This window comes from Nocardioides sp. WJ219 (genome assembly GCF_058559815.1).
The window spans coordinates 111,432-138,015 of the sequence record NZ_JBZUJV010000003.1; the positions used below are offsets into that span (position 1 = coordinate 111,432).

The 26,584-nt window shown below is 73.5% G+C and carries 24 protein-coding genes and 1 riboswitch; of the genes, 18 read left to right on the forward strand and 6 right to left on the reverse strand.

Translation table 11 applies throughout. The annotated features are described in order from the left end of the window. Nucleotides 1-55 precede the first annotated feature (55 nt). On the reverse strand, nucleotides 56-823 hold the full coding sequence (locus AC4MBH_RS08400) for a putative protein N(5)-glutamine methyltransferase (RefSeq protein WP_491794319.1): 768 nt from the start codon (nucleotides 821-823) through the stop codon (nucleotides 56-58). A gap of 42 nt (nucleotides 824-865) precedes the next feature. On the opposite strand from AC4MBH_RS08400, the gene AC4MBH_RS08405 reads away from it, so the two are divergent. From AC4MBH_RS08405 to AC4MBH_RS08420, 4 genes are all read left to right on the forward strand, one after another. Next, the gene (locus AC4MBH_RS08405; RefSeq protein ID WP_491794320.1) at nucleotides 866-2,041 is read left to right on the forward strand and encodes an oxidoreductase; all 1,176 of its coding nucleotides are present in this window, start codon (nucleotides 866-868) and stop codon (nucleotides 2,039-2,041) included. Between the two features lie 161 nt (nucleotides 2,042-2,202). Then, the gene (locus AC4MBH_RS08410; RefSeq protein ID WP_491794322.1) at nucleotides 2,203-3,312 is read left to right on the forward strand and encodes an NAD(P)H-dependent amine dehydrogenase family protein; all 1,110 of its coding nucleotides are present in this window, start codon (nucleotides 2,203-2,205) and stop codon (nucleotides 3,310-3,312) included. After that, entirely contained in the window at nucleotides 3,309-4,145 is an 837-nt protein-coding gene (locus AC4MBH_RS08415) for an SDR family oxidoreductase (RefSeq protein WP_491794323.1), read from the forward strand. The genes AC4MBH_RS08410 and AC4MBH_RS08415 overlap by 4 nt, the downstream gene beginning before the upstream one ends. Before the next feature lie 10 nt (nucleotides 4,146-4,155). Continuing rightward, nucleotides 4,156-5,238, forward strand: coding sequence for an MBL fold metallo-hydrolase (locus tag AC4MBH_RS08420; protein WP_491794325.1), 1,083 nt, complete (start codon nucleotides 4,156-4,158; stop codon nucleotides 5,236-5,238). On the opposite strand, the gene AC4MBH_RS08425 is transcribed toward AC4MBH_RS08420, so the two are convergent. From AC4MBH_RS08425 to AC4MBH_RS08435, 3 genes are all read right to left on the reverse strand, one after another. After that, nucleotides 5,221-5,790, reverse strand: coding sequence for an NIPSNAP family protein (locus AC4MBH_RS08425; RefSeq protein WP_491794327.1), 570 nt, complete (start codon nucleotides 5,788-5,790; stop codon nucleotides 5,221-5,223). The two genes, AC4MBH_RS08420 and AC4MBH_RS08425, sit on opposite strands and share 18 nt — an antisense overlap. Beyond that, on the reverse strand, nucleotides 5,787-6,227 hold the full coding sequence (locus AC4MBH_RS08430; RefSeq protein ID WP_491794329.1) for a GNAT family N-acetyltransferase: 441 nt from the start codon (nucleotides 6,225-6,227) through the stop codon (nucleotides 5,787-5,789). The genes AC4MBH_RS08425 and AC4MBH_RS08430 overlap by 4 nt, the downstream gene beginning before the upstream one ends. 200 nt (nucleotides 6,228-6,427) lie before the next feature. Further along, nucleotides 6,428-6,934: a GIY-YIG nuclease family protein gene (locus AC4MBH_RS08435; RefSeq protein WP_491794331.1), complete on the reverse strand. Its 507-nt coding sequence runs from the start codon at nucleotides 6,932-6,934 to the stop codon at nucleotides 6,428-6,430. Between the two features lie 365 nt (nucleotides 6,935-7,299). Continuing rightward, nucleotides 7,300-7,406, forward strand: a riboswitch (TPP riboswitch). On the opposite strand from AC4MBH_RS08435, the gene AC4MBH_RS08440 reads away from it, so the two are divergent. From AC4MBH_RS08440 to AC4MBH_RS08470, 7 genes are all read left to right on the forward strand, one after another. After that, nucleotides 7,396-8,463 carry a thiamine ABC transporter substrate-binding protein gene (locus tag AC4MBH_RS08440; protein ID WP_491794333.1) on the forward strand — a complete coding sequence of 356 codons (1,068 nt, stop codon included), beginning with the start codon at nucleotides 7,396-7,398 and terminating at the stop codon, nucleotides 8,461-8,463. Its footprint overlaps the riboswitch before it by 11 nt. Before the next feature lie 13 nt (nucleotides 8,464-8,476). Next, on the forward strand, nucleotides 8,477-10,120 hold the full coding sequence (locus AC4MBH_RS08445; RefSeq protein ID WP_491794335.1) for an ABC transporter permease: 1,644 nt from the start codon (nucleotides 8,477-8,479) through the stop codon (nucleotides 10,118-10,120). Nucleotides 10,121-10,132: 12 nt separating this feature from the next. Beyond that, on the forward strand, nucleotides 10,133-11,125 hold the full coding sequence (locus AC4MBH_RS08450) for an ABC transporter ATP-binding protein (RefSeq protein WP_491794337.1): 993 nt from the start codon (nucleotides 10,133-10,135) through the stop codon (nucleotides 11,123-11,125). A gap of 9 nt (nucleotides 11,126-11,134) precedes the next feature. Continuing rightward, a complete protein-coding gene (locus AC4MBH_RS08455; protein WP_491794339.1) occupies nucleotides 11,135-12,229 on the forward strand; it encodes a phosphatase PAP2 family protein in 1,095 nt (364 codons plus the stop codon). 118 nt (nucleotides 12,230-12,347) lie between these two features. Continuing rightward, on the forward strand, nucleotides 12,348-13,664 hold the full coding sequence (locus AC4MBH_RS08460; protein WP_491794340.1) for a C40 family peptidase: 1,317 nt from the start codon (nucleotides 12,348-12,350) through the stop codon (nucleotides 13,662-13,664). A gap of 206 nt (nucleotides 13,665-13,870) precedes the next feature. Further along, nucleotides 13,871-15,925: an acyl-CoA dehydrogenase family protein gene (locus AC4MBH_RS08465; protein WP_491794342.1), complete on the forward strand. Its 2,055-nt coding sequence runs from the start codon at nucleotides 13,871-13,873 to the stop codon at nucleotides 15,923-15,925. Between the two features lie 2 nt (nucleotides 15,926-15,927). Further along, nucleotides 15,928-16,590 carry a class I SAM-dependent methyltransferase gene (locus AC4MBH_RS08470; protein ID WP_491794344.1) on the forward strand — a complete coding sequence of 221 codons (663 nt, stop codon included), beginning with the start codon at nucleotides 15,928-15,930 and terminating at the stop codon, nucleotides 16,588-16,590. Nucleotides 16,591-16,600: 10 nt separating this feature from the next. Here AC4MBH_RS08470 and AC4MBH_RS08475 read toward each other — a convergent pair whose 3' ends face one another. Both AC4MBH_RS08475 and AC4MBH_RS08480 read right to left on the reverse strand, forming a co-directional pair. Beyond that, nucleotides 16,601-17,077 (reverse strand): hypothetical protein, encoded by a 477-nt coding sequence (locus tag AC4MBH_RS08475; RefSeq protein ID WP_491794345.1) that lies wholly within the window; start codon nucleotides 17,075-17,077, stop codon nucleotides 16,601-16,603. Nucleotides 17,078-17,090: 13 nt separating this feature from the next. Continuing rightward, nucleotides 17,091-17,588, reverse strand: a complete 498-nt coding sequence (locus AC4MBH_RS08480; protein WP_491794347.1) for an inorganic diphosphatase — start codon at nucleotides 17,586-17,588, stop codon at nucleotides 17,091-17,093. Between the two features lie 125 nt (nucleotides 17,589-17,713). Here AC4MBH_RS08480 and dacB point away from each other — a divergent pair, with 125 nt between their 5' ends. From dacB to AC4MBH_RS08515, 7 genes are all read left to right on the forward strand, one after another. Continuing rightward, nucleotides 17,714-19,171, forward strand: a complete 1,458-nt coding sequence (gene dacB, locus AC4MBH_RS08485) for a D-alanyl-D-alanine carboxypeptidase/D-alanyl-D-alanine endopeptidase (RefSeq protein ID WP_491794349.1) — start codon at nucleotides 17,714-17,716, stop codon at nucleotides 19,169-19,171. Nucleotides 19,172-19,484: 313 nt separating this feature from the next. Further along, nucleotides 19,485-20,543 (forward strand): zinc-dependent metalloprotease, encoded by a 1,059-nt coding sequence (locus AC4MBH_RS08490; RefSeq protein WP_491794351.1) that lies wholly within the window; start codon nucleotides 19,485-19,487, stop codon nucleotides 20,541-20,543. Next, entirely contained in the window at nucleotides 20,540-21,547 is a 1,008-nt protein-coding gene (gene tilS, locus AC4MBH_RS08495; protein ID WP_491794352.1) for a tRNA lysidine(34) synthetase TilS, read from the forward strand. Before AC4MBH_RS08490 ends, tilS begins: the two co-directional genes overlap by 4 nt. Nucleotides 21,548-21,552: 5 nt before the next feature. Further along, complete coding sequence (gene hpt / locus AC4MBH_RS08500; RefSeq protein ID WP_491794354.1) at nucleotides 21,553-22,104, forward strand: hypoxanthine phosphoribosyltransferase; 552 nt, start codon at nucleotides 21,553-21,555, stop codon at nucleotides 22,102-22,104. A gap of 153 nt (nucleotides 22,105-22,257) precedes the next feature. Continuing rightward, nucleotides 22,258-24,336 (forward strand): ATP-dependent zinc metalloprotease FtsH, encoded by a 2,079-nt coding sequence (ftsH, locus tag AC4MBH_RS08505; RefSeq protein WP_491794356.1) that lies wholly within the window; start codon nucleotides 22,258-22,260, stop codon nucleotides 24,334-24,336. A gap of 25 nt (nucleotides 24,337-24,361) precedes the next feature. Next, complete coding sequence (gene folE / locus AC4MBH_RS08510) at nucleotides 24,362-24,952, forward strand: GTP cyclohydrolase I FolE (RefSeq protein ID WP_491794879.1); 591 nt, start codon at nucleotides 24,362-24,364, stop codon at nucleotides 24,950-24,952. 3 nt (nucleotides 24,953-24,955) lie between these two features. Beyond that, nucleotides 24,956-26,566, forward strand: coding sequence for a glycosyltransferase family 61 protein (locus tag AC4MBH_RS08515; RefSeq protein ID WP_491794358.1), 1,611 nt, complete (start codon nucleotides 24,956-24,958; stop codon nucleotides 26,564-26,566). The last annotated feature ends 18 nt before the right edge of the window (nucleotides 26,567-26,584 follow it).

Here is a 26,584-nt window from a genome sequence, read left to right on the forward strand (position 1 = left end):
CCCGGTCGTGCGGGCGGGCGCCGACGCTCGGAGGGCCCCATGACCGGCCGCCAGCCTAACCGCGGGCGCCGCGCGCCCGGCCGATCACCGCGGTCGCGTCGCGCTCGGGATCCTCCGCCACGGCCGGCTGCAGCCCGGCCGCCGACATCAGGTCGAGCGTCGCCGGCACCTGTGGCGGGGCGACCTCCACGACGAGCAAGCCGCCGCGGGCCAGCCACGAGCCCGCGCCGACGGCGACCCGTCGGTGGACGTCGAGCCCGTCCCCGCCGCCGTCGAGGGAGACCCGGTGCTCGTGGTCACGCGCCTCGGACGGCATCTGGTCGAGCTCGCCGGTCGGCACGTACGGCGCGTTGACCATCAGCACGTCGATCCGCCCCCGCAGGTCGTCGGGGAGGGCGTCGAACAGGTCGCCCTCGTGCACCCGGTCGGGCGGCAGGTTGGTCCGGGCGCAGGCGACCGCAGTCGGGTCGAGGTCGGCGGCGTACCCGTCGAGGTCGGGACGTCGTACGGCGAGCGCGGCCAGCAGCGCACCGGTGCCGCAGCACAGGTCGACGACCGTGCCGTCGGGCGGCGCGAGCCGGTCGGCGAGGTCGACCAGCAGCAGGGTCCGCTGCCGCGGCACGAACACGCCGTCGGTGACCGCGACCCGCAGCCCGTCGAAGCCGGCCCAGCCGAGGAGGTGCTCGAGCGGACGCCCGGCGACCCGCTGGACGACCAGCGCCTCGAGACCGGCGGGGTCGCCGGCCGCCGCCTCGGTGAGGAGGGCGGCCTCGTCCTCGGCGTACACGCACCCGGCTGCCCGCAGCCGCTCGACCAGGTCCACGACGTCGATCCTAGGAGAAGTAGAACGCGTTACAGTTCTGCGGTGCCCGTGCCCGACGTCCTCGCCCCCGCCGCCCTGGGGCCGGTGACCCTGCGCAACCGCACGGTCAAGGCCGCGACGTTCGAGGGACGCGCGCCGCACGGCCGGGTCACCGACGCGCTCATCGACTACCACCTCGCCGTCGCCCGCGGCGGCATCGGGCTGACCACCGTCGCCTACCTCGCGGTCGCGCCCGAGGGCCGGACCCACCGCGAGCAGGTGGTGGTCGGACCCGACACCGCCGCGGGCCTGGCGCGCCTGACCGCCGCGATCCACGAGACCGGGGCCGCGGTCGCCGGCCAGGTGGGGCACGCCGGACCGGTCGCCAACGGCCGCTCCAACGGCGTCCGGGCGCTGTCGGCGAGCCGGATGCCGAGCCCGCTGTCGATGCAGGTGGTCGGGTCGGCCTCCGAGCGCGACCTCACCCGGATCACCCGCGCGTACGTCGCCACCGCCCGCACGCTCGTCGACGCCGGCTTCGACGTCCTCGAGCTGCACATGGCGCACTCCTACCTGATCTCCTCCTTCCTCGCCCCCGGGCTGAACCGGCGCCGCGACCGCTGGGGCGGCTCGCTGGTCAACCGCGCCCGGCTGGCGCGGCAGGTCGCCCGCGCCGTGCGCGAGGAGGTCGGCGACGAGTGCGCCGTGACCGCCAAGGTCTCCCTCGGCGACGGGTTCCGGGGCGGGGTCACCACCGACACCGGGCTCGAGGTGGCGCTGCTGCTCGAGGCCGACGGGCACCTCGACGCCCTCCAGCTCTCGGGCGGGTCGTCGCTGATGAACCCGATGTACCTCTTCCGCGGCGACGTACCGCTCCGGGAGTTCGCGGCGTCGATGCCGCCGCTGGTGCGGTGGGGGATGCGGACGCCGATGGGTCGCTCGTTCCTCAAGCACTACGACTTCGAGGAGGCCTACTTCCGCGAGAAGGCGCTCCGCTTCCGCTCGGCCCTGGCGACGCCGCTGATGCTGCTCGGCGGCATCAACCGTCGCGACACCATGGACCAGGCGATGGCCGACGGCTTCGACTTCGTCGCCATGGGCCGTGCGGTGCTGCGCGAGCCCGACCTCGTCAACCGCCTCGCCGCCGGGACGACGTCCGTCGGCGCGTGCATCCACTGCAACCGCTGCATGCCGACCATCTACTCCGGGACGCGGTGCCCGATCGTCACTGCCGGCTGAGGTCCGGGGTGGGGTGGGTGGGCCCGCCGGTGGCATGTAACTCACCGTCCGGACGACTTACCCGCCCGAATGCGGGCGGGTAGGTGCACCGAACGGTGAGTTACTGGCGCCGCCCCGCCCGACCCTGGCGCGGAACTAGAACGTGTTCTACCCTGCGACCCATGCCCCAGGTCGTCCCCGAGAAGCCCCTGCGCGTCGTCGTCTGGTCCACCGGCACCATCGGCCGGCACGCGATCGCCGGCATCGACGCCCACCCCGACCTCGAGCTGGTCGGGGTGTGGGTGAGCAACCCCGCCAAGCACGGCAAGGACGCCGGCGAGCTGGCCGGGCTCGGCCGCGAGCTCGGCATCGCCGCCACCACCGACCGCGACGAGCTGATCGCGCTGGCCCCCGACGCGATCGTGCACACCGCGATGGCCGACGACCGCGTCTTCGAGTGCATCGACGACCTGGTCTCGTTCGTCGAGGCCGGCATCGACGTCGTCTCGAGCGGACCGGTGCTGCTGCAGTGGCCCGAGCAGATCCTGCCGCCGGACATGCTCGCCCGCATCGAGGACGCCTGCGCCCGGGGTGGCGCGTCGATGCACGTCAACGGCATCGACCCCGGGTTCGCCAACGACGTGCTCCCGCTGGTGATGACCAGCCTGAGCCAGCGGATCGACGAGGTCCGGGTGATGGAGATCTGCGACTACTCCACCTACTACCAGCCGGTGGTGATGGGCGACATGTTCGGCTTCGGCCGGCCGATGGACGAGGTCGGGATGCTGTGGCACCCCGGGATCCTGAGCATGGCCTGGGGCAGCGTCGTCCGCCAGATCGCCGCCGGCCTCGACATCACCCTCGACGAGCCGCTCACCGAGGACGTCGAGCGCCGCCCCGCTGCCCGCGACACCGCGTCGGTCTCCGGCGACATCGCCGCCGGCACCATGGGCGCGGTCCGGTTCCAGCTGGTCGGCACGGTCGACGGCGTGCCGCGCGTCGTCCTCGAGCACGTCACCCGCACCGACGCGAGCGAACACCCCGACTGGGAGCAGCCGCCCGCCGGCACCGACGGCTGCTACCGGGTCCGGATCACCGGCGAGCCGATGATGAACGTCGACTTCACCCACCACGGCGAGCGCGGCGACCACAACGTCAGCGGGATGATCACCACCGCCCAGCGCCTCGTCAACGCCCTGCCCGCCGTCGTCGCCGCCGACCCGGGCATCGTGCGCGCCCTCGACCTCCCGCTCGTCACCGGGCGCGGACTGGTGACCGGGAGCCGCAGGTGAGCATCCTCGACCGGTTCGCGATCCCCGACCACGTCGCGATCGTCACCGGCGCCGGGCGAGGTCTCGGCGCCGCGACCGCCGTCGCGCTCGCCGAGGCCGGCGCCGACGTCCTCATCTCCGCGCGCACCGAGGCGCAGCTCGACGAGGTCGCGGCGCAGGTGCGCGCCACCGGACGGCGGTGCGTCACCGTCGCCGCCGACCTCAGCGACCTCGACGCCGTCGCCGGCCTCGCGCAGACGGCGTACGACGAGCTCGGCCGGGTCGACGTGGTCGTCAACAACGTCGGGGGCACCTTCCCCAAGGAGTTCCTGCGCACCAGCACCCGCTTCCTCGAGGAGTCGTTCTCGTTCAACGTGAGCACTGCTCACGCACTGACCCGCGCCGCGGTGCCGCTGATGCTGCGCGACGACGACGGCTCCCAGAAGTCGGTCGTCACGATCAGCTCGATGATGGGGCGCACCGCCGACCGCGGCTTCGTGGCCTACGGCACCGCCAAGGCCGCGCTGGCCCACTGGACCAGGATGGCCGCGCAGGACCTCGCCCCGCGCATCCGCGTCAACGGCGTCTACGTCGGGTCGATCATGACCAGCGCGCTCGAGTACGTCGCCGGCGACCCGGCGCTGATGGGTCAGCTCGAGGGCGGGACGCCGCTCGGCCGGGTCGGCGAGCCGGAGGACATCGCGGCGGGCGTGCTCTACCTGTCGAGCCGGGCCGGGCAGTACGTCACCGGCAAGATGATCGAGGTCGACGGCGGCATCCAGCAGCCGACCCTCGACCTGGGGTTCCCTGACGTGTCTGGTCCTGATGCCAGCGGTCCCGACCTGACGGCGTAGGTTCCGGCGGGTGGCCCACGACCCCGGAACCCCCACCGCGCGTGCCGTCTCGCCCGACTCCGGCGAGCACTGGGCGGCCGAGGGTGCCTGGGAGGTCGCGCCCGGGATCCACCGCATCCCGCTGCCGCTGCCGATGGACGGGCTCCGGGCGGTCAACGTCTACACGATCGCTCACGACGACGGCCTGACCCTGGTCGACGGCGGGTGGCACATCCCCGTCGCCCGCGACCTGCTCGACAAGAGCCTGCGCGGCATCGGGTCGGGCTTCGGCGACATCAAGCGGTTCCTGGTGACCCACGTGCACCGCGACCACTTCACGATGGCCACGGTGCTCGGCCGCGAGCTCGGCATCGACGTCGCTCTCGGGCTCGGTGACAAGCCGGCCCTCGACCTGCTCAACAACACCGAGGACCTCACCGAGAACCCCTTCCACGCGGTGCTCCGCTCGGCCGGGGCGGGCGTCATCGCCGAGGAGTGGGAGCGGCTGCAGGACGCCGACGAGGACCAGCGCGCGCTGTGGCAGTTCCCCACCTCCTGGCTCGACGGCGACCACGAGATCGCTGTCGGCGCCCGCACCCTCGACGCCGTGCACACCCCCGGCCACACCCCCGGCCACTTCGTCTTCGCCGACCGCGCCGACGCGCTGCTCTTCGCCGGCGACCACGTGCTGCCCACGATCACCCCGTCGATCGGCTTCACGGTGCCCCCGACGGCACAGCCGCTCGGCGACTTCATGGCGTCGCTCACCAAGGTCCGCGCGCTCCCAGACCTGCGGGTGCTGCCGGCCCACGGCCCGGTCGCGCCGTCGACCCACGCCCGGGTCGACGAGCTGCTCGCCCACCACGAGACGCGCCTGGCCGACAGCCTCGCCGCGGTCGACAGCCCCGCCGGCTCGACGGCGTACGACGTGGCGCGCCGGCTCGGCTGGACCCGCCACCTGCACGCCTTCGACGGCCTCGACTGGTTCAGCCGGGGGATGGCGGCGATGGAGACCAAGGCCCACCTCGACCTGCTCGTGGCCCGTGGCGCGCTGGCCGCCGACGAGCACGCGGTGGACACCGACGGCGTGAGGTACTCAGCCCCGCAGGCGTGACCCCGCGGTGGGTTCGGCGCGGATGACCTGCAGGGTCTGGAGCGCCGTGGCCTCGTCGTCGCGGCGTACCCGGACGACGACCGCCACGTCGGTGCGCACGGGCAGCATCGGGAAGGTGTTCTCCTCCGCCAGCGTGGTCAGCGCGAGGAGGTCGTCGTCGGCGGTCGGGGTGCCAGCGGGGTGGACGGTGACCCAGAGGTGCTGTGGCCCGCGGGGTGCGTCCTGCTCGGGCAGCCCGTCCTCGGCGTACGGGCGGAGGGGCTCAAGCAGGTGGACGTCGTCCCAGGCGAGCATGGTGTCGTTAGCCGTCGGTCCGTGCTCGCGCCAGGCCGGGCCGCCGTAGAACGCCGCCAGCGCCGCGGCCCTGGCGGGCATGTCGGCGAACGAGCGCAGCCACACGAACCGGTCGGGCCGGTCGAGGTCGAGGAACTGACCGACGACGGTGATGCCGCACTCCTCCTGGGTGTGCACGAGCTCGCGGTCGAAGACGTCGACGAGGTCGTCGGTGCGACCGGGCTTGAGCGTGTACTGGCGCAGCTCGAAGACCGTCACGACTGCTCCTCGCTCTTGCGCATGGGCAGGTGCGGGATGCCGTCCTCGATGAACTCCGGACCCGTCACCTCGAACCCGAAAGCGGCGTACCAGCGCGCGAGCGGCGCCTGGGCGTCGAGGACGACGTCGCGCCCGGCGCAGACCGCCAGCGCGGTGTGCATCAGGATGTCGGCCCGCCCCTGCCCCCGCGCCTCCCGCGCCAGCAGCACCCGCCCGATCCGCCACCGGTCGCCGTCGTCGAGCACCCGCGCGTAGCCGACCAGGTCGCCGTCGGTCGTCTCGAGCAGCACGTGGCGCGTGTCGTCCTCGGGGTCACGTCCGTCGAGGTCGGGGTAGGGGCAGTCCTGCTCGACCACGAACACGTCCTGCCGCAACCGGGCGACGTCGTACACCTGGGTCGCGGTGAGTCCGGTGAACGGCAGCGCGTAGCACCTCATCGCAGGGGATCCTCCGTCTGGGACGCGTCGGTCGGGCTCGGCACCCCACCACCCTGGCACGCCGCCGATCGACGCCGGTCGAGGAGGTTGTCGCCGGCGCCGAACCGACGCTGGTCGAGCCGGCCGGCGCCGGCGCCGAACCGACGCTGGTCGAGGAGGTTGTCGCCGGCGCCGAGCCGACGCTGGTCGAGGAGGTTGCGCTAGCAACCGTCTCGAGACCACCCCTCCGGGAGGATCCGCGTGCACGGCGGGGGCGGCGGGTCAGCCGAGTCAGCCGACGCAGCCTTCGGCACCAGCGGGGTCCACGGATCATCGGGGTCCTCGGCACGCTCGTGCTCGACGTCCCACGGCATCACCGGCTGCTCCCGCCGCGGCGGCTGGCTGTCGGAGTGCCCTGGAAGCAGGTCCTGCGCCACCGCCCGGCGGGCAGCCCAGCACCGGCTCGCGAGTGTCGGCAGCAGGTCCGTGCGCCCGTCGATGAGTGCCTCCCGCTTCCTCCTGCCCCACCCCTGGACCCGCTTCTCGAAGTCGAAGGCGGCCCGGATCGACGAGAACTCCGCGGCCCAGACCAGCTCCACCGGACGACGGTGCCGCGTGTACGCCGCACCGTCGCCGTCCTGGTGCTGGGCGAGCCGGCGTTCGAGGTCGATCGTGCTGCCGACGTAGTAGGACCCGTCGCGGCAGCGGAGGATGTAGGCCCAGGCCATGACGGTGACGGTGCACCGCGGCGGGTGCCGGCGCCAGTGGTGTGGGCGCGCCTGTGGATGACGGTGGTTTCGAGACGGCCGTGGCCGGCCTCCTCAACCACCGTGGCGAACCGTCGCCGTCGAGAAGGTTGCGCTGGCAACCGTCTCGAGACCACCGGCGGCGGGGTGGTTTCGAGACGGCCGTGGCCGGCCTCCTCAACCACCGTGGCGAACCGTCGCTGGTCGAGGGAGTTGTCACCGGCGGCGACCGACGCTGGTCGAGGAGGTGCGCTGGCAACCGTCTCGAGACCACCGGCGGCGGGGTGGTTTCGGGACGGCCGTGGCCGGCCTCCTCCACCACCGGATGGGGGCGTCACTAGAGTGGACGCAGAAGACAGGGGAGCACGCGAACGTGCTGAGAGTGCGGGGAAGCCGCAGACCCTCCGAACCTGCTCCGGTTAAGACCGGCGAAGGGAGTCCAGATGAGGTACTCGTGGCGCGCATCCGTGGCGGTGGCGGCGGTGGTGCTGACGACGTCGTGCAGCCTGACCGGGGGTGGCGACGAGCCCGGCGGGGGTGCGAGCGGGGGTACGCCGACCGAGGTCGTGCTGCTCACGCACAGCTCGTTCAGCCTGCCCGACGAGCTGATCGCGCAGTTCGAGGCCGACAGCGGCCTCGACCTCGAGATCCGCAGCAACGGCGACGCCGGGGCGCTCACCAACCGGCTGGTGCTGACCAAGGACGACCCGGCCGGCGACGTGGTGTTCGGGGTCGACAACGCCTTCGCCAGCCGGGCGCTCGACGAGGGCGTGTTCGCGCCGGTCGAGGTGACCTGGCCCGCGGGCGTGGAGCAGTACGCCCTGGTGGGCGACGACGAACGCGCGCTGGCGCCCGTCGACAACGGCAACGTGTGCGTCAACGTCGACACCACCTGGTTCGAGCGCGAGGGCGTCGAGCCGCCGACGACGCTCGACGACCTGACCGACCCGGCGTACGAGGGCCTGTTCGTCACGCCGTCGGCGGCGACCAGCAGCCCCGGGCTGGCCTTCCTGCTCGCCACCATCGCCGAGTACGGCGACGGGTGGACGTCGTACTGGGAGGAGCTGATGGCCAACGGCACCACCGTCGCCAGCGACTGGACCGACGCCTACCAGGTCGAGTTCACCCGAGGTGGCGGCAAGGGCGACCGGCCGATCGTGACGTCGTACGACTCGAGCCCCGCGTTCACCATCAGCAAGGACGGCGCCACGAGCACGACCCGCGCGCTGCTGGACACCTGCTTCCTGCAGGTCGAGTACGCCGGCGTGCTCGCCGGCGCCGCCAACCCCGACGGCGCCGAGCAGGTCGTCGAGTGGCTGCTCAGCCCGGAGGTGCAGGCCGCGCTGCCGGACAGCATGTACGTGTTCCCGACGGCCGACGGCGCTGAGGTCCCGGCCAGCTGGGCCCAGCACGCGCCGCGCCCGACCGAGCCGCTGGCGGTCGACCCGGAGGAGGTCACCGCCAACCGCGACGACTGGCTCCAGACCTGGAACGAGATCGTCACCCGGTGACCCGGACGCCCGGATGACCCGCCGGACCGCCTCGCTCCTGGCCCTGGCGGCCCTCCCGGTCGCCGTCCTCGGGGTCTTCTTCGTGCTGCCGGTGCTCGGCATGCTCGAGCGCGGCCTGTGGCCCGACGGCGCCTTCGACCCCGGCGGCGTCGCCGAGGTGCTGACCCGGCCCCGGACCCGGCGGGTGCTGTGGTTCACGGTCTGGACGGCGTCGGTCGCGACCGCGGCCGCCGTCGCGCTGGGGCTGCCGGCGGCGTACGTCCTGCACCGGCTGCGGTTCCCCGGTCGGGGGCTGGTGCGGGGGCTGCTGCTGGTGCCGTTCGTGCTGCCGACCGTGGTGGTCGGCGTCGCCTTCCGCCAGCTGCTGCGCGAGGGCGGTCCGCTGGGCGGGCTCGGCCTCGACGGCACGCCGGCCGGCATCATCACCGCGCTGGTCTTCTTCAACGTCGCCGTGGTGATCCGCACCGTCGGCGCCACCTGGGAGGGTCTCGATCGCCGCCCGGCCGAGGCCGCCGCGGCGCTGGGAGCCGCACCGCTGACCGTCTTCCGCACCGTGACGCTGCCGGCACTGCGCCCGGCGATCGTGTCGGCGGCGAGCGTGGTGTTCCTCTTCTGTGCCACCGCGTTCGGCGTCGTGCTCACCCTCGGCGGGTCGCGCTACGCCTCGGTCGAGACCGAGATCTACCTGCTCACCGTCGAGCTGCTCGACCTCCCCGCGGCCGCCGCGCTGTCGATCCTGCAGCTGGTCGTGGTGGTCGCGCTGCTCGCCGTGGCCGGACGCGCCCGTCGTACGCCGGACGCGCAGGTCGCCCGCGCCGTCGCCCGCCCCGGCCGACCCACCCGTCGCGACGCGGTCCCGCTGCTGGTCACGGCGGGACTGCTCGTCGCCGTCGCCACCCCGGTGGTCACCCTCGTCGTCGGGTCGGTGCGCCGCGACGGCCAGTGGACCCTCGACTTCTACCGCGCCCTGAACGGCACCGGTGGCAGCGACGGCGACGTGCTCGTCGTCTCGGTGACCGAGGCGCTCGCCAACTCGCTGCGCACGGCGGTCGACGCCACCTGGATGGCGCTGCTGCTCGGCCTGCTCGTCGCCGTCGCGGTCACCCGACGCTCGCGCACCAAGGCCGAGCGACGGCTGCGCGGCTCACTGGACGGGTTCTTCATGCTCCCGCTGGGGGTCTCGGCGGTGACGCTGGGCTTCGGGTTCCTGATCGCGCTCGACGAGCCGCCCCTCGACCTGCGCGACTCGGCGCTGCTGGTGCCGATCGCGCAGGCGCTCGTGGCGCTCCCGCTGGTGGTGCGCACCCTGGTGCCGGTCCTCGCCGGCATCGACGACCGCCAACGACAGGCGGCCGCGTCGCTCGGCGCCGGCACGCTGCGCACCCTCGCCACCGTCGACCTCCCGGTGCTGTGGCGGCCGCTGCTCGCCGCCGCCGGTTTCGCGTTCACCGTGTCGCTCGGCGAGTTCGGGGCGACCTCGTTCCTGGCCCGCGACGACTACCCGACGATGCCGATCGTGATCTTCCGCCTGATCGGACGGCCCGCCGAGCTCAGCTACGGCACCGCGTTGGCCGCCTCGGTCGTGCTGGCCGTCGTCACCGCCGTGGTGATGCTGGCGGTCGAGCGGCTGCGCGTGCCGGCGCTGGGAGCCTGGTGACGTGGTGACGACGTGCTGACCCTGACCTCCGTCGACGTCGAGTACGACGGCGTCCCCGCCGTCGTCGACGCCACCCTCGAGGTGCCCGACGGCAGCGTCGTCGCCGTCCTCGGCCCATCGGGCTGCGGCAAGTCGACCCTGCTGCGGGCCGTCGCCGGGCTGGAGCAGCCGACCCGTGGCACCGTGGCGTGGGACGGCGACGACCTCGCCGGCGTGGCGACCCACAAGCGCGGGTTCGCGCTGATGTTCCAGGACGGCCAGCTCTTCCCCCACCTCACCGTCGCCCGCAACGTCGCCTACCCGCTGCGGCTGCGACGCGCACGCAACACCGCCGCCCGCGTGGTCGAGCTGCTCGCCCTCGTCGGCCTCGAGGGGTACGCCGACCGCCTGCCCGGCACGCTCTCGGGCGGCGAGCGGCAGCGGGTGGCGCTGGCGCGCTCGCTGGCCGCCGACCCACGGCTGCTGCTGCTCGACGAACCGCTCTCGGCGCTCGACGCCGGCCTGCGGGAGCGCTTGGCCGGCGACCTGCACGCGATCCTGCGCGCCGCCGGCACCACCGCGCTGATCGTCACCCACGACCAGGAGGAGGCGTTCGCGCTCGCCGACCGCCTCGTCGTGATGCGCGAGGGTCGCATCGTCCAGCAGGGCGAGATCGCCGACGTCTGGGCCCGCCCGGTCGACGAGGCGACGGCACTGTTCCTCGGTTACGCCCGCGTGCTCGACGGGGCGGCTGCAGCGCTCGTGCTGCGCGCCGCCGGGCTGAAGCCGGCGCCCGCCGTCGCCGTGCGACGCTCGGCCCTCGGCCTCGACCCGGGCGGCCCGCTGGCCGGCGTCGTCCGGACGGTCCGGGCGACGCCCGACCAGGTGCGCCTGGTCGTCGACGTCGACGGCGTGGGCGACGTCGACGCGGTCGCCGGGCCCGGGACCCACGCCGCCCCGGGGGAGCGGGTGACGCTCTCGGTCGACCCGGCCCGCACGGCGGTGATCGGGCCCGGCCACTCCTAGGATGTGCGGGTGTACCGTCGCGCCGTCCTCACCGCCATCGGTGTCGCCGCGGCGACCGGCCTGCTGGCCTTCCTCATCGCCCAGCGCTACGACCAGCCGCTGCTCGACCCCGAGGGCTCGTTCCTCGGCCCGTCGTGGGTGCGGCTGCCGCTGCTGCTCCTGCTCTGCCTGACCCTCGACATCGTCCCGCGGATGCTCTGGCACTCGCGGCTCCGCCGCAGCGCGATGGGTCCCGTCGTCCGCGAGCGGCTGCGCACCCACTGGACCCGCGACCGGATCGTCCTGGTGGTCCTCGGCGTCACGTGCTTCTACGTGACCTACGTCGGCTACCGCAACCTCAAGTCGGCCCTGCCGTTCGTGCGCGACTTCGACGACGCCTCGCAGATGTTCGACCGCGAGCTCAACAACGTCGACCGCATCCTGTTCTTCGGCCACCCGCCCGGCCCGGTGCTCCACGACCTGCTCGGCACGTCGGTCGCCGCCCACGTCCTCTCGACCATCTACCTGCTGTTCGTGCCGATGGTCCCGCTGATGGTGATGGCCTGGATCATCTGGTCGCGCCGGATCTCCTTCGGCTACTGGTTCGTGGTCTCCCAGTGCTTCGCCTGGGCGATCGGGACGGCGTCCTACTACGCGCTGCCCACGCTCGGGCCGGCGTTCCACTACCGCTCCGGCTACACCGACCTGTCCCAGACCGGCACCACCACCCTGGTCGACTCCCTCGACCGCAGCCGCGCCGCAGTCCTCAACGGGTCCTACGACGGCAGCAGCGTGGAGGGCATCGTCAACTCCGTGGCCGGCTTCGCGAGCCTGCACTGCGGCATCACCCTGCTGTGGGCGCTGATGGTGCAGTTCACGGTGCGCAGCGTCGTGCTCAAGCGGATCTTCTGGGTCAACTTCGGACTCACGGTGATCGCCACCATCTACTTCGGGTGGCACTACCTCGCCGACGACGTCGCCGGGATCATGCTCGCCCTCGTCTCCTTCTACCTCGGCGGGTTGGCGACGGGGCAGCGGTTCAACCGCCACGGAGGCCGATCGGGACCCGTCGACGACGTCGACGACGTGCCCGCCGTGGAGCGCGGCAAAGTCACAACGATGTAGTTCTCGGCGCGGCGTCAAGTCGACACGCCGAACGGGTTGTGACTTCTGCAGTCTTCTGTTTCGGTTGTGACTCGTGAGCCTCCTGTTGCCTGTGCGTCCAGTGCGGACCGTCGTCGTCGTGTCCCTCGCCGCGCTCGTGTGCGGTGGTCTGACCGCGGTCGCCAGCGCGGACGACGACCGCACGCCGACCGGGCGCGAGGTCCGCGAGGCGCGGTCGTCGGTGGCGGCCGGGCAGCGCGACGTCGCCGCCGTACGCGCCGACCTGGCGGCGGCGCAGTCGCGGGCGACGAGCGCCGAGATCGCGGCCGCGCGGGCGGCCGAGACGTTCAACGGCGCGCGGTACGCCGCCGGCATCGCCCGCGAGGAGGCCGCGGCCGCGCGGGCGGCCGAGAGCGCGGCACGCGCCGACGTCGACGAGCTGCGCGAGGTGTACCGGCGCTCGGTGCGGAGCAGCTACACCTCGGGTGGCGACCTCGACGCCTACGCCTCGATGCTCCGGGCCGACGGGGTCGGTGAGCTGCTCGAGCAGATCGGTGCCACCCGCATCGGCCACGAGGCCCTCGCTGACCACGGCGACGACCTCGGCGCCGCGGAGGACCGTGCCGAGACCGCCCGCGAGGACGCCGAGGACGCCGAGGCCCGCGCCGCGGCCGCCGAGGAGGCGGCGCGGACGACGCGCGACGACGCCCAGGCCGCGGCCGACGCCGCCGTGGCCGAGGTCGGGGCGGCCGCCGTCCGGCGTGACCAGCTGGTGGCCGAGCTCGCGGTGCTCCAGGACGTCAGCGTCCGGCTCGCCGCCCGGCGCCAGGCCGGCATCGAGCGTCGCGCCGCGCTCGCCGCGGCCGAGGCGGCCCGCGCCGAGGCGCAGCGCGAGCGGCAGGACGCGCCCGCTGCCCCCGAGCCCGCGGCGCAGCCAACGCCGCCGCCGACGCCGGAGCCGCCGCCGGAGCCGACCGGTCCCGCGCCGACCGCGGAGCCGGACCCGGAGCCGGAGCCGGAGCCGGAGCCGGAGCCGACCGAGGAGCCCGCGCCGGAACCGGAGCCGGCTCCCGACCCGGCGCCCGCCGCGAGCGGCCTGGCGGCGGCCGCGATCGCCTTCGCCCGCGCACAGATCGGCGAGCCCTACCAGTGGGGCGCGGCGGGCCCGGGCTCGTGGGACTGCTCCGGGCTGACGTCGGGCGCGTGGGCCGCGGCCGGGGTCACCCTGCCGCACTACTCCGTCGCGCAGTACGAGCAGTCGACCCCGATCAGCGAGGGCGACCTCCAGCCGGGTGACCTGGCGTTCTGGGGCGACTCGGGCGACCCGTCGTCGATCTTCCACGTCGCGCTCTACGTCGGCGACGGCATGATCGTGCACGCGCCCCGGACGGGCCGGCCGGTGGTGGAGGAGTCGCTGCACTACTGGATCCCGCCGACCCACTTCGCGCGCCTCTGAGCCCGGTCGCGACGACCGGGGTCCGGGTCAGAACGACCGGGATCCGCGTCACGACGACCGGACGCCACGTCGCGACGACCGGGATCCCGGTCGCGACGAACCGGATCCGCGTCGCGACGACCGGGATCCCGGTCGTGACGATCGGCACGCCGATCGCGCCCGAGAGGGGGGTGGCGTCCTGCCTACTGGCCGGTAACGTAGGGGTCATGGCGAGCGACACCGTGGTACCCGCGACCGACGACCACCCCTCCAACGCGCCCGGAGCGGGCCCGACCGACCCGGCCGACGCGCCGCCCGAGACGTCCGGCCCCCGCCGTGACGGCTACGTCCAGCCCGTGGTCGACGTACCGGCGCTGACCGGGCTGCTCGACGGCACGTACGCGGAGGTGCGGCAGCTGGTGCGCGACCAGCTCGCCGACCACGCCCAGGTGCTCGTCGACGCGGAGGAGATGTCGCGCACCGAGTTCCGCGACCGGGTGCGCGACGTGGTGGTCGAGATGGCCGCGACCGGCCAGACCGGGATGGGGTTCCCGCAGGAGCACGGCGGCGGCGGAGACATCGGCGCCTCGCTCGCGGCGTTCGAGACGCTCGCGCTCGGCGACCTGTCGGTGCTGGTCAAGGTGGGCGTGCAGTTCGGGCTGTTCGGCGGTGCCGTGCTGCAGCTCGGCACGCAGCACCACCACGACCGCTACCTCGCCGACATCGTCAGCGGCCGGTTGATGGGCTGCTTCGCGATGACCGAGACCGGGCACGGTTCGAACGTCCAGGCCCTCGGCACCGTGGCGACGTACGACGCCGCGACCCAGGAGTTCCTGGTCGAGTCGACCCGGCCCGATGCCTGGAAGGACTACATCGGCAACGCCGCCGCCCACGGCGAGCTCGCCGTGGTGTTCGCGCAGCTGGTCGTCGGTGGCGAGAGCCAGGGGGTGCACGCCCTGCTGGTGCCGATCCGGGTCGACGGCGAGCCCGCCCCCGGCGTCCGGATCGAGGACGACGGGCTCAAGATGGGCCTCAACGGCGTCGACAACGGACGGCTGTGGTTCGACGGCGTCCGCGTGCCGCGCGAGGCCCTGCTCAACCGGTTCGCCGACGTGACCCCCGAGGGCGTCTACGTCAGCGACATCGAGAACCCCAACAAGCGCTTCTTCACCATGCTCGGCACCCTCGTGCAGGGTCGGGTGTGCGTCGGCGGGGCGGCGATCAACGCCTCCAAGGTCGCGATCACGATCGCGACGAAGTACGCGCTGCAGCGGCGCCAGTTCGAGGCGACCGGCACCCACGAGGAGCTGCTCCTCGACTACGGCCTCCACCAGCGACGGCTGTTCCCCCTGCTCGCCCGCACCTGCGCGCTGCACTTCGCGCAGGAGGTCGTCGCCGCCCAGGTGCACGAGGTGTTCTCCGGCGCGCTCGACCCCGACGCCGACCCCGACCTCGCCCGCCGCGAGCTGGAGTCGCGCGCGGCCGGCACCAAGGCGCTGGGCACCTGGCACGCGACCCGCACCATCCAGGAGTCCCGCGAGGCCTGTGGCGGCGCCGGCTACCTGGCCGAGAACCGGTTCGCGGCGCTCAAGGCCGACACCGACGTGTTCACCACCTTCGAGGGCGACAACCACGTGCTGATGCAGCTGGTCGCCAAGGGCCTGCTGACGGCGTACTCGAGCGAGTTCGAGGAGATGGACCAGTTCGGGATGGTGCGGTTCGTCGCCGGGCTCGCCGTCGAGACGGTCATCGAGAAGACGAACGTGCACAAGCTGCTCGAGCGGATCAAGGACGTGCTGCCCGGCGGCGCCGACCGGTGGGACCAGGAGGCCGGACTGCTCGACCCGGAGTACCAGCTGGCGATGTACCGGTTCCGCGAGGAGCACACGCTCGCCGGCGTGGCGCGCCGCCTCAAGCGCGGCATCGACGGCGGGATGAACGCCGGCGAGGTGTTCTCGCGGGTGCAGGACCACGTCATCGCGGCAGCCCACGCCCACATGGAGCGGCTGGTGCTCGAGGCGTTCGTGGCCAAGACCGCGGCGATGCCGGACGGGCCGAACAAGGTGGCGCTCAACCTGCTCTGCGACCTGCACGCGCTGCACGGCATCGAGGCCGACCGCGCCTGGTTCATGGAGCACGGGCGCCTCTCCTCCCAGCGCAGCAAGGCGATCAGCCGCGAGGTGGCGTCGCTGTGCCGCAAGATCCGCCCGCTCGCCGGCGACCTCGTCGACGGGTTCGGCATCCCCGTCGAGATGCTCCGCTCGCCCGAGCTGATCGGGTAGCCGTGAGGCTGCCCGGCCTCGGCGGGTGGGGCGACGACCCGCTCTGGGCGACGGTCTACGACTGGACGGTCGAGCACCCGCGCGTCGGCGGGTTGCTCTGGCGCGTCGGCGTCCAGAGCGACCTGCGCCTGCTGTACGCCGCGACGGCCGAGATCGGTGGCCAGCCGGCGGGCGCGCGGGTGCTCGACGTGCCCTGCGGCGGCGGGGTCGCGCTGCGTGGGCTGCGGCCGGGCCAGGGCCTCGCCTACGTCGCCGCCGACATCGCCCGGACGATGCTCGACCGCACCACGGACGCCGCCCGCGAGCGCGGCGTCGCCGACCAGGTCGAGCCCCGGGTCGCCGACGTCGGGGACCTGCCCTTCGACGACGCGTCGTTCGACCTCGTCGTCACGATGACCGGGTTGCACTGCTTCCCCGACCCGGCGCGGGCCGTGGTCGAGATGACGCGGGTGCTGCGTCCCGGAGGCGTGATCACCGGCAGCGCGGTGCTCAACGACAGCGGCCTGCGGCACGAGCCGCTGCGGCGCGTCGGCCGCCTGGCCGGGCTGATCGGCCCGTCGTGCACCGGACCGGAGCTGCTGGCGTGGCTGGCCGGGCAGGGTGTGCCCGAGGCGACCCTCGAGCGGTCCGGCGCGATCGGCTACTTCCGCGGCGTCAAGGCCTGACCGTCGCGGTTCAGCCCGGGGGCAGGTGCTCGACCGGGCGGCCGCCGTGCCTCGCGACCGCGTCCAGCAGCTGCGGCAGTGCCGGCAGCGTGCGCGCGCCGCGCGGCAGCGAGGTGCTCCGCAACGACCACTCGTTGACCGGTGACCGTGCCGGCAGCGCAGCGGAGACGACGACGAGCGTGCCGGGCGCCGAGGGCGCCGTCCCGACGCGCTCGACCTGGGGCCAGGAGACCTGCCACCCCCGGCCGAGCCGCTGCCGCTTGTCGAGGCCGTCGGGCCCGACGACGACCGTCACGTCCACGGCCGACGTCCAGACGACCGCGACGAGGAGGCAGAAGACGGTGATCGGCAGGGACGAGGTGACGCTGAACCACCCGTCGCCCACGTCGGCGAGGGCGAGCAGGACCGAGGCCGCGCCGGCCAGCGCGGCCACCCACGTGACCGCAGCAACGACGGACGCCGTCCGGTCGCGGTAGCGGAGCGTCACCGGTGGCCCTGGCTCAGTGAGCGGTGCCCTCGGTCTTCGCGCGCTCGAACGACGCCATCACCTCGGCCTCGGCCTCGGTACGGCCGACCCAGTCGGCGCCCTCGACGGACTTGCCGGGCTCGAGGTCCTTGTAGACCTCGAAGAAGTGCTGGATCTCGAGCCGGTCGAACTTCGGGACGTGGTTGATGTCGCGCACGTGCTCCTGGCGGGGGTCGGTCGACGGCACGCACAGCACCTTGTCGTCGCCGCCGGCCTCGTCGGTCATCCGGAACATCCCGATCGCGCGGCACTTGATCAGGCACCCCGGGAACGTCGGCGCCTGCAGCAGCACGAGCGCGTCGAGCGGGTCGCCGTCGAGGCCGAGGGTGTTCTCGATGTAGCCGTAGTCGGCGGGGTACTGCGTCGAGGTGAAGAGCATCCGGTCGAGGCGCATCCGCCCGGTCTCGTGGTCGACCTCGTACTTGTTCCGCTCGCCCTTGGGGATCTCCACCAGTACGTCGAACTCGAGCACGTGCATTCCTCCGGACAGGTTCGGGTCAGTAGCGATCTGGACGCGTCAGGCCGACGGGGCCGCCGCGTGGTGTGCACGACAGTCTCGCGCACAATGTCCTGGTTCGCGCACCAGGGAGGAACTCGATGGCCAGAGGTGACGCAGGTAACGGCTCCTCGCCCCTGCGCGGGACCCTGACGCTGGTGCTGTTCCTGGCGCTCGTCGTCGGCGGGGTGGCCGTGTGGCGCTACGACCTCGTCGACCGCCTGCGCGACGGCGACGACGGCGGGACGACGGCTCCGCCCGACCCCGCCACCGTCGCGCCGCCGCGCGGCGTGGAGCTGCCCGAGGTCGTGGCGCCGCCGGCCGTGGCCCAGGCCTCGGACGCCTCGCGCCGGGTCGACCCGGCCGCCGTGCGCCGGGTGCTCGAGCCCTACCTGCGCGACCGCGACCTCGGTCGGCACGTCCTGGCCGAGGTGGCGCCGCTCACCGGGGGGCCCGCCGTGTTCACCTCGGGAGGGGCCGACGACACCGCCATCCCCGCCTCCACCACCAAGGTCGTCACCGCGGCGGCCGCGCTCCTCGCCCTGGGGCCCGACCACGTGTTCACCACCGAGGTACGCCGCCAGGGCCGACAGGTGACCCTCGTCGGTGGCGGCGACCCGCTCCTCGAGCGCGGGCCCCTCGACGCGGGGGAGCCCTGGCCCTACCCGGCCCGCGCCGACCTCGACGCCCTGGCGGCCGAGACCGCGACCGCGCTGCGTGCCGACGGCGTACGCCGGGTGCGGCTCGCCTACGACGACTCGTTGTTCTCCGGGCCGGCCGTCAACCCCACCTGGGAGCCCGACTACGTCCCCGACGCCATCGTCAGCCCCACCACGGCGCTGTGGGTCGACCAGGGCCGGTCGCCCACCGGCTTCGGCCGCGTCGCCGACCCGTCGGCCGAGGCCGCGCAGTCCTTCGCCGCCGCCCTGGCCGCCACCGGCATCGAGGTCCTGGGGACGCCGGCGCCCGCCGCGGCGCCCCGCACCGAGGCCGTCGCCGCCGTCGAGAGCGCCCCGCTCGGCCGGATCGTCGAGCGCCTCCTCGACGTCAGCGACAACGAGACCTCCGAGGTGCTGCTGCGCCACGTCGGTCTGGCGACGTCGGGGGAGGGATCGATCGAGGCTGGCCGCGCCGGCGTACGACGTGTGCTGCGGCAGGCCGGGGTGTCGATGGGCGCCAGCATGCTCCACGACGGCAGCGGGCTGTCGCGGGCCAACCGGGCCGACCCGACCACCCTCGTCGGGGTGCTGCGCCTCGCGGCGTCACCGGACCGGCCCGACCTGCGTCCGGTCCTGACCGGGCTGCCGGTCGCCGCGTTCACCGGCTCGCTCACCGACCGGATGAGCGAGGGCCCGCCGGCCGGCCGCGGCCGGGTGCGCGCCAAGACCGGGACCCTCACCTCGGTCCGCTCCCTCGCCGGCCTGGCCACCCTGCCCGACGGCACCGTCGTGGCCTTCGCGCTGATGGCCGACCGGATCCGGGTCCCGCTGTCGACCGAGGCGGAGACCGACCTCGACACCGCCGCCGTCGCCCTGGGGGCGTGCGCCTGCGGCCGGTGACCGACCGACGCTGGGTGCCTTCCCTCGCCGGGTCTCGACCCGGGCTCGCTGGCGCTCGCCCGGCTCGACCACCGTGGGTCGCCGACGGTGGAGGCCACCGCAGCGTGCGCACCCCGCCGGGTCTCGACCCGGCTCGACCACCGTGGGTCGCCGACGGTGGTCGATGAGGTTGCGCTGGCAACCGTCTCGAGACCACCGCAGCGTGCGCGCCGCGCCGGGTCTCGACTCGGCTCGACCATCGTGCGGGTGCCGGTTCCCCCTCGGCCGGCGCACGTCGTACGGCGCGCATCGCCCCTCCCGGTAGGTTCGCGGCATGAGCCAGTCCGACCATCCGCGGTCCGACCAGATGGTCGACTGGGACCTCGCGGTCCGCATCGCCTCCCGCCTCGCCGGTGACGGCCCGACCGTCTCGGCGGGGGAGGCGGCCGACGTGGTCGCCGAGCTGCGCGCCGGGGCCGAGCGGTCGACGGGGCTCGTGCGCGAGTTCACCGGGCTGGTCGCCGCCGACCACACCGCGCCGGTCCTGGTGGTCGACCGCGCCGGGTGGATCCAGGCCAACGCCGACTCGTTCCGCCACATCGTCTCGCCCCTGGTCGACAAGCTGACCGAGAAGAAGCCGCCCTCGGGCCTCGCCGTAGCCGTGGGCTCGCGGGTCACCGGCGCCGAGGTCGGCGGCCTGCTCGGCTTCCTGGCCGGCAAGGTGCTCGGCCAGTTCGACCCCTTCCACGCCCCCGACGGGCGGCTGCTGCTGGTGGCCCCCAACATCGTGCACGTCGAGCGCGAGCTCGGCGCCGACCCGAGCGACTTCCGCCTGTGGGTGTGCCTGCACGAGGAGACCCACCGGGTGCAGTTCACCGCGGTGCCGTGGATGCGCGACCACCTCTTCTCCGAGGTGCAGGCGCTCTCGGCCACGGTCGGGCCCTCCGGCCTGGAGGAGATCGTCAAGCGGCTCTCGGAGTCGCTGCGCAGCGGCGTCGGCAGCCTCGGCAAGAACGGCATCGTCGACCTGGTCAGCACGCCCGAGCAGCGCGAGATCCTCGACCGGGTCACCGGGATGATGTCGCTGCTCGAGGGCCACGCCGACGTGGTCATGGACGGCGTCGGCCCCTCGGTCATCCCCTCGGTCGCCGACATCCGCCGCAGCTTCACCGAGCGCCGCAAGGGCGTCGGGGGCCTCGACCGCGTGCTGCGCCGGCTGCTCGGCCTCGACGCCAAGATGGCGCAGTACCGCGACGGCGCCCACTTCGTCCGCTCGGTCGTCGACAAGGTCGGCATGGAGGAGTTCAACGTCGTCTGGGAGCGCGCCGAGCACCTGCCGTCCAAGGCCGAGCTGTCCGACCCCGAGGCGTGGGTCTCGAGGGTCCTGGGTTGACCCTGGACCCGGCGGTCGCCGTCGTACGTCGCGCCGTCCGGCCCTGGGTCGGCCCGCCCCACGCCGAGGTCGTGCTGGTGGCCTGCTCCGGGGGTGCGGACTCGCTGGCCCTCCTGGCCGCGGCGGTCGCCGAGGCGCGCCGGGTGCCGGTCAGGGTGGTAGGCGCCGTGGTCGACCACGGACTCCAGGACGGCTCGGCCGACCACACGGCCCGGGTGGTGGCGCAGATGGTCGGGCTGGGCGCCGACGAGACGGCGTCGGTCCGCGTGCAGGTCGACGCCGGGGGGCTCGGCCCCGAGGCGGCCGCTCGCGAGGCGCGCTACGACGTCCTCGACCAGATGGCGCGCCACTTCGGGGCGGTCCGGGTGCTCCTCGGGCACACCCTCGACGACCAGGCCGAGACGGTCCTGCTCGGCCTCGCCCGGGGCAGCGGTGGTCGGTCGATCGCCGGCATGCGCACGGGGTTCCAGCGCGACGACGCGGCAGACGCCCCGCACTTCGTGCGCCCCCTGCTCGGCGTCCGCCGCAGCCAGACCGAGGCCGCGTGCCGGGCTGAGGGCGTCGACTTCTGGGTCGACCCGCACAACGCCGACCCGCGCTACGCCCGGTCCCGCGTGCGACACAGGGTCCTGCCGGTGCTCGAGCGCGAGCTCGGCCCCGGCATCACCGAGGCACTCGCCCGGACCGCCGAACAGCTGCAGGCAGACAACGAGACCCTGGACTCCCTGGCCCGGGCCCGCTTCCGCGAGCTCTACGACGACGACGCCGGGTTCGTCGTGTGGGGCCTCGAGCCCCTGGAGCCGGCGATCCGCGACCGGTTGCTCCGTCTCGCCGCGCTGAGCGCCGGCTGCCCGCCGTCCGAGCTGACCCTCGTGCACGTGAGGGCGCTCCTGGCGCAGGTGCTCAACGACCGCAACCTGCCCAAGCAGATCCAGCTCCCCGGCCACGTCACGGCCGTCCGCGAGGGCGACGTGCTGAGGTTCGTGCGCGCACCACTAGCCTGATCGGCATGGACGCCTCCCACGTCGACGACGACCTCCTCCACGTCCTCTTCACCGAGGAGCAGATCGTCGGGAAGGTCGGTGAGCTCGCGGCCCGCATCGAGGCCGACTACGAGGGCCAGGACCTCCTGATCGTGGGCATCCTGCGTGGTGCCGTGATGGTGATGGCCGACATGGCCCGGGCCTTCACCCGCCACGTCGAGATGGACTGGATGGCGGTGTCCTCCTACGGCTCCGGCACCAAGTCGAGCGGCGTCGTCCGGATCCTCAAGGACCTCGACACCGACATCTCCGGGCGGCACGTCGTCATCGTCGACGAGATCATCGACACCGGCCTGACCCTGTCGTGGCTGACCTCCAACCTCTCCTCGCGCAACCCCGGCAGCGTCGAGATCTGCACCCTGCTCCGCAAGCCGGAGGCGCTGCAGATGCCGGTCGAGGTCAAGTACGTCGGCTGGGACATCCCCGACGAGTTCGTCGTCGGCTACGGCCTGGACTACCGCGAGCGCTACCGCAACCTGCGCGACATCGGCACGCTCGCCCCGCACGTCTACAGCTGACCCCCGGCTCACACCCGGCCCACACCCGCCTGGCACCCGGTCGTACGCCGGCCCCGGTGGCCCGACGCCGCAGCGCTTCCCACCTCCCTGAGAGGATGGGACCCTCCCCGGCGACCTGTACCGTCGAGGGTTCAGTCGTGCTAGTGCGGAAGTGTGGTCGTGAAGCGGATTTTCAAGGGTCCCTGGGTCTGGATCGGGATCGCGGTGCTCGCCGTGGTCCTGGCGCTGCAGTTCCTCGCGTCCGGTGGCGGCTACGACGAGGTCCCGACCTCGCGCCTGCAGTCCTACATCGCCGAGGACCAGGTCGAGGAGATCAAGTTCATCGACGGTGAGCAGAAGATCGAGGCCACGCTCGTCGACGGTGCCCGCGAGGACGGCGACAAGGTCGCCTCCTACTGGGTCCTCGGCCAGCAGCAGGGCCTGATCGCCCAGGCCGAGGCGCAGCTGGAGACCAACGACGGCAGCCTCGAGAAGCTCACGTCCGAGAACCCGCGCCCCAGCGCGCTGACCAGCATCCTGTTCACGCTGATCCCGTTCGTCCTGATCATCCTGCTGTTCCTGTGGCTGATGAACAGCGTGCAGGGCGGTGGCGGCCGGGTCATGCAGTTCGGCAAGTCCAAGGCCAAGCTGATCTCCAAGGACATGCCCAAGACCACCTTCGCCGACGTCGCCGGGTGCGACGAGGCGATCGAGGAGCTCGGCGAGATCAAGGAGTTCCTCCAGGAGCCGACCAAGTTCCAGGCGGTCGGCGCCAAGATCCCCAAGGGCGTGCTGCTCTACGGCCAGCCCGGTACCGGCAAGACCCTGCTCGCCCGTGCGGTCGCCGGTGAGGCCGGCGTGCCGTTCTACTCCATCTCCGGGTCCGACTTCGTCGAGATGTTCGTCGGCGTCGGCGCGAGCCGGGTGCGCGACCTGTTCGAGCAGGCCAAGGAGAACGCGCCGGCCATCGTCTTCATCGACGAGATCGACGCCGTCGGGCGTCACCGCGGCACCGGCATGGGCGGCGGCCACGACGAGCGCGAGCAGACCCTCAACCAGCTGCTGGTCGAGATGGACGGCTTCGACGTCCGCGGCGGCGTCATCCTGATCGCGGCCACCAACCGGCCCGACGTCCTCGACCCGGCGCTGCTGCGCCCGGGCCGCTTCGACCGCCAGATCTCCGTCGATGCCCCCGACCTCGCCGGCCGCACCCAGATCCTCCAGGTCCACGCCCGGGGCAAGCCGCTGGCGCCCGACATCAACCTCGAGAACACCGCCCGCCGCACGCCCGGCTTCTCCGGTGCCGACCTGGCCAACGTGCTCAACGAGGCCGCGCTGCTCACCGCGCGCAACAACGCCAAGATGATCGACGCCGCCGCGCTCGACGAGGCGATCGACCGCGTCATCGCCGGCCCGCAGCGTCGGACCCGGCTGATGAGCGAGAAGGAGAAGCTGGTCACGGCCTACCACGAGGGCGGCCACGCCCTCGTCGCCGCCGCGATGCCCGGCACCGACCCGGTCCACAAGATCACGATCCTGCCCCGCGGCCGCGCCCTGGGCTACACGATGGTGCTGCCCGACGAGGACAAGTACTCCCAGACGCGCTCGGAGCTGCTCGACAAGCTGGCCTACATGCTCGGCGGCCGGGCGGCGGAGGAGATGATCTTCCACGACCCGACGACCGGCGCCGGCAACGACATCGAGAAGGCCACCAGCCTGGCCCGCGCGATGGTGACGCAGTACGGCATGACCGAGCGCCTCGGTGCGATCAAGCTCGGCAGCGACAACAGCCAGCCGTTCCTGGGTCGCGACCTCGGCCACTCCCGCGACTACAGCGAGGACGTCGCCGCGATCGTCGACGACGAGGTCAACAAGCTGCTCACCACCGCCCACCAGGAGGCGTTCGACGCCCTGGAGGACAACCGCGACGTCCTCGACGCCCTGGTGCTGGCGCTGCTCGACAAGGAGACGCTCGACAAGGAGCAGGTCGCCAAGATCTTCGAGGCGCTGCGGATGCGGCCCCAGCGGCCCGCCTGGACCGGCTCGCCCACGCGCAACCCCTCGGCGATCCCGCCGGTCGAGATCCCGCAGGCGATCCGCGACCGGGTCGCGGCCAACGGCATCCTGGCCAAGCCGCACGAGGGTGGCGTCGTGGTGACGCCGCCCGGCCCCGGCGGCGACGTCCACGGCGACCCCGGTCTCGGTGGACTGGGCGGGGGCAGCGAGCCCACGCCCCCCGCGCCGGGCTCCTGAGGTGGTCGACCCCATCGGTCGGGACGTGGTCGACCCCGCCACGGTCCCCGACTTCGACCACGCCCGGGCCGAGGCGGCGGTGCGCGAGCTGCTGATCGCCATCGGCGAGGACCCCGACCGCGAGGGCCTCACCGACACCCCCGCCCGGGTTGCCCGCGCCTACGCCGAGCTCACCGCGGGGCTGCGGCAGCGGCCCGAGGACGTGCTCACGACGACGTTCGACCTGGGTCACGACGAGATGGTGCTGGTGCGCGACATCGAGCTGTGGTCGATGTGCGAGCACCACCTGGTGCCGTTCACCGGCGTCGCGCACGTCGGCTACATCCCCGCGGGGAACGGCAAGATCACCGGCCTGTCCAAGCTCGCCCGGCTGGTCGACGTCTACGCCAAGCGACCGCAGGTGCAGGAGCGGCTGACCACGCAGGTCGCCGACGCGCTGACCCGGATCCTGGAGGCGCGCGGCGTCATCGTGGTGGTCGAGGCCGAGCATCTGTGCATGACCATGCGCGGGGTCAAGAAGGCCGGCGCCCGCACGATCACCTCGGCGGTGCGCGGCAGCATGCGCACCGACCCGGCGACGCGCGCCGAGGCGATGGCGCTGATCCACCGGTCCTGAGCCGTGGCCCGGTCGTTGCGGCGCATCGCGTCGATGCTCGAGGGCGCCGCCACGGTGGCGGTGGTGGTCGCCGACGACGCCCTCGACGTCTCCGCGCTCGAGGCCCCCGGCCGCACGCTGCGGGTCCACGTCCACCAGGGCGACCCGGTCGACCTGCACGAGTCCCTCGCCGCCCACGGGCACGTCGACGCGGTCGTCGACCTCGCCCGCGGCCGGGGCGCCGCCAACCGGCTGCTGCTGCTCCTCGGCCACCTGCGTCGCGGCGGGACCCTGCTGGTGGCCGTCCCCTCACGTCCCGCGGCCCGCGACCGCCTGCTCGCGACGCTCGACGACGTACGCCGCCTGCGCGCCCGCGACCTCGACCCGCCCTCGCGCCGCCGCGACCTGCGTCCCCAGGAGGAGCGCGAGGCGCACGCGCTCGCCGCGTCGGTCGAGGACCTCCAGGTCGACGACGACCTCGTGGTGGCCCGGACGGGTGTCGAGACCTGGAGCGTCGTGCCGGAGGCCCGGTTCGACGCGTTCCTCGAGACCGCGCCCCACCTGGGCCGGGTGGTGCACCGGCGGCCCGGCGCCGTCCGGGCGAGCCAGGCGCCGGCGCGCAGCAGCTGGACCGAGGAGGTCCCGCTGCGGGTGCACGACGCCCCCCACCTGTCGCTGCGCTCCTACGACGACGTCGTGGTGACGCCCCGGATGATCGCGCACACGCACGACGTCGTGCTCCCGCAGGCCTTCCGCAACACCGAGCGCAAGCGGCCCTTCACCCCCGCCCTGACCGACTGGTCGCGCTGGGCAGTCCGCGTGCCGCCCGAGCTGGGTGCCGACGCACCGCCGCCCGTCCCCCTGCCCGGCACCTGGTTCCACCTCGACAACCTGCTGCGCGGCCACTTCGGCCACGCGCTGACCGAGCAGCTCTCGCAGCTCTGGGCGTGGCCCGAGGTGCTCGCCCGCCACCCCGACGCCGGCGTGCTGGTCACCACGGCGGCCAAGCCGCTCGGCTCGTGGGAGCTCGACCTGCTCGAGGCGGCCGGCGTGCCCCGCGACCGGGTCCACGGCACGCCGGTGCCGGTCCGCGTCGACCGCCTCCTGTCCGCCACCCCGGGCTACGTCATCCTGCGCCACATCCACCCCTCGCTGCGCGAGCTGTACGCCGCCACCGGCGACGTCCTCGAGGCCCGCTCCGGGCTCGAGTCCACGCCGCGGCGGCTGTTCGTGACCCGTGGGGGCGACAAGCGCCGCTGCCACGAGGCCGCCGAGGTCGAGGCGCTGTTCGTGCGGCACGGCTTCACCGTCGTGACGCCCGAGGAGCACCCGCTGCCCGACCAGGTCGCCATGGCCCGCCACGCCGAGGCCGTCGCCGGCTACGGCGGTAGCGGCATGTTCCACCTGCTGCTCGGGGGCCGGCCCCGGCCGATGATGGTGGTCTCGCACACCGGCTACCACGTGTGGAACGAGAAGGCGATCGCGGCGCTGTGGGACCACCCGCTCACCGTGGTGCGCGGCACCCCCGACGTCACCACCGAGCACTTCTCCGTGCGGGCGATGCACTCCGACTACCACCTCGACCTCGCCGCCGAGGGCCGGCTTCTCGTCGAGGCGCTGCGCGAGCTGAGCTGACCACCCCTTAGGGTCGGC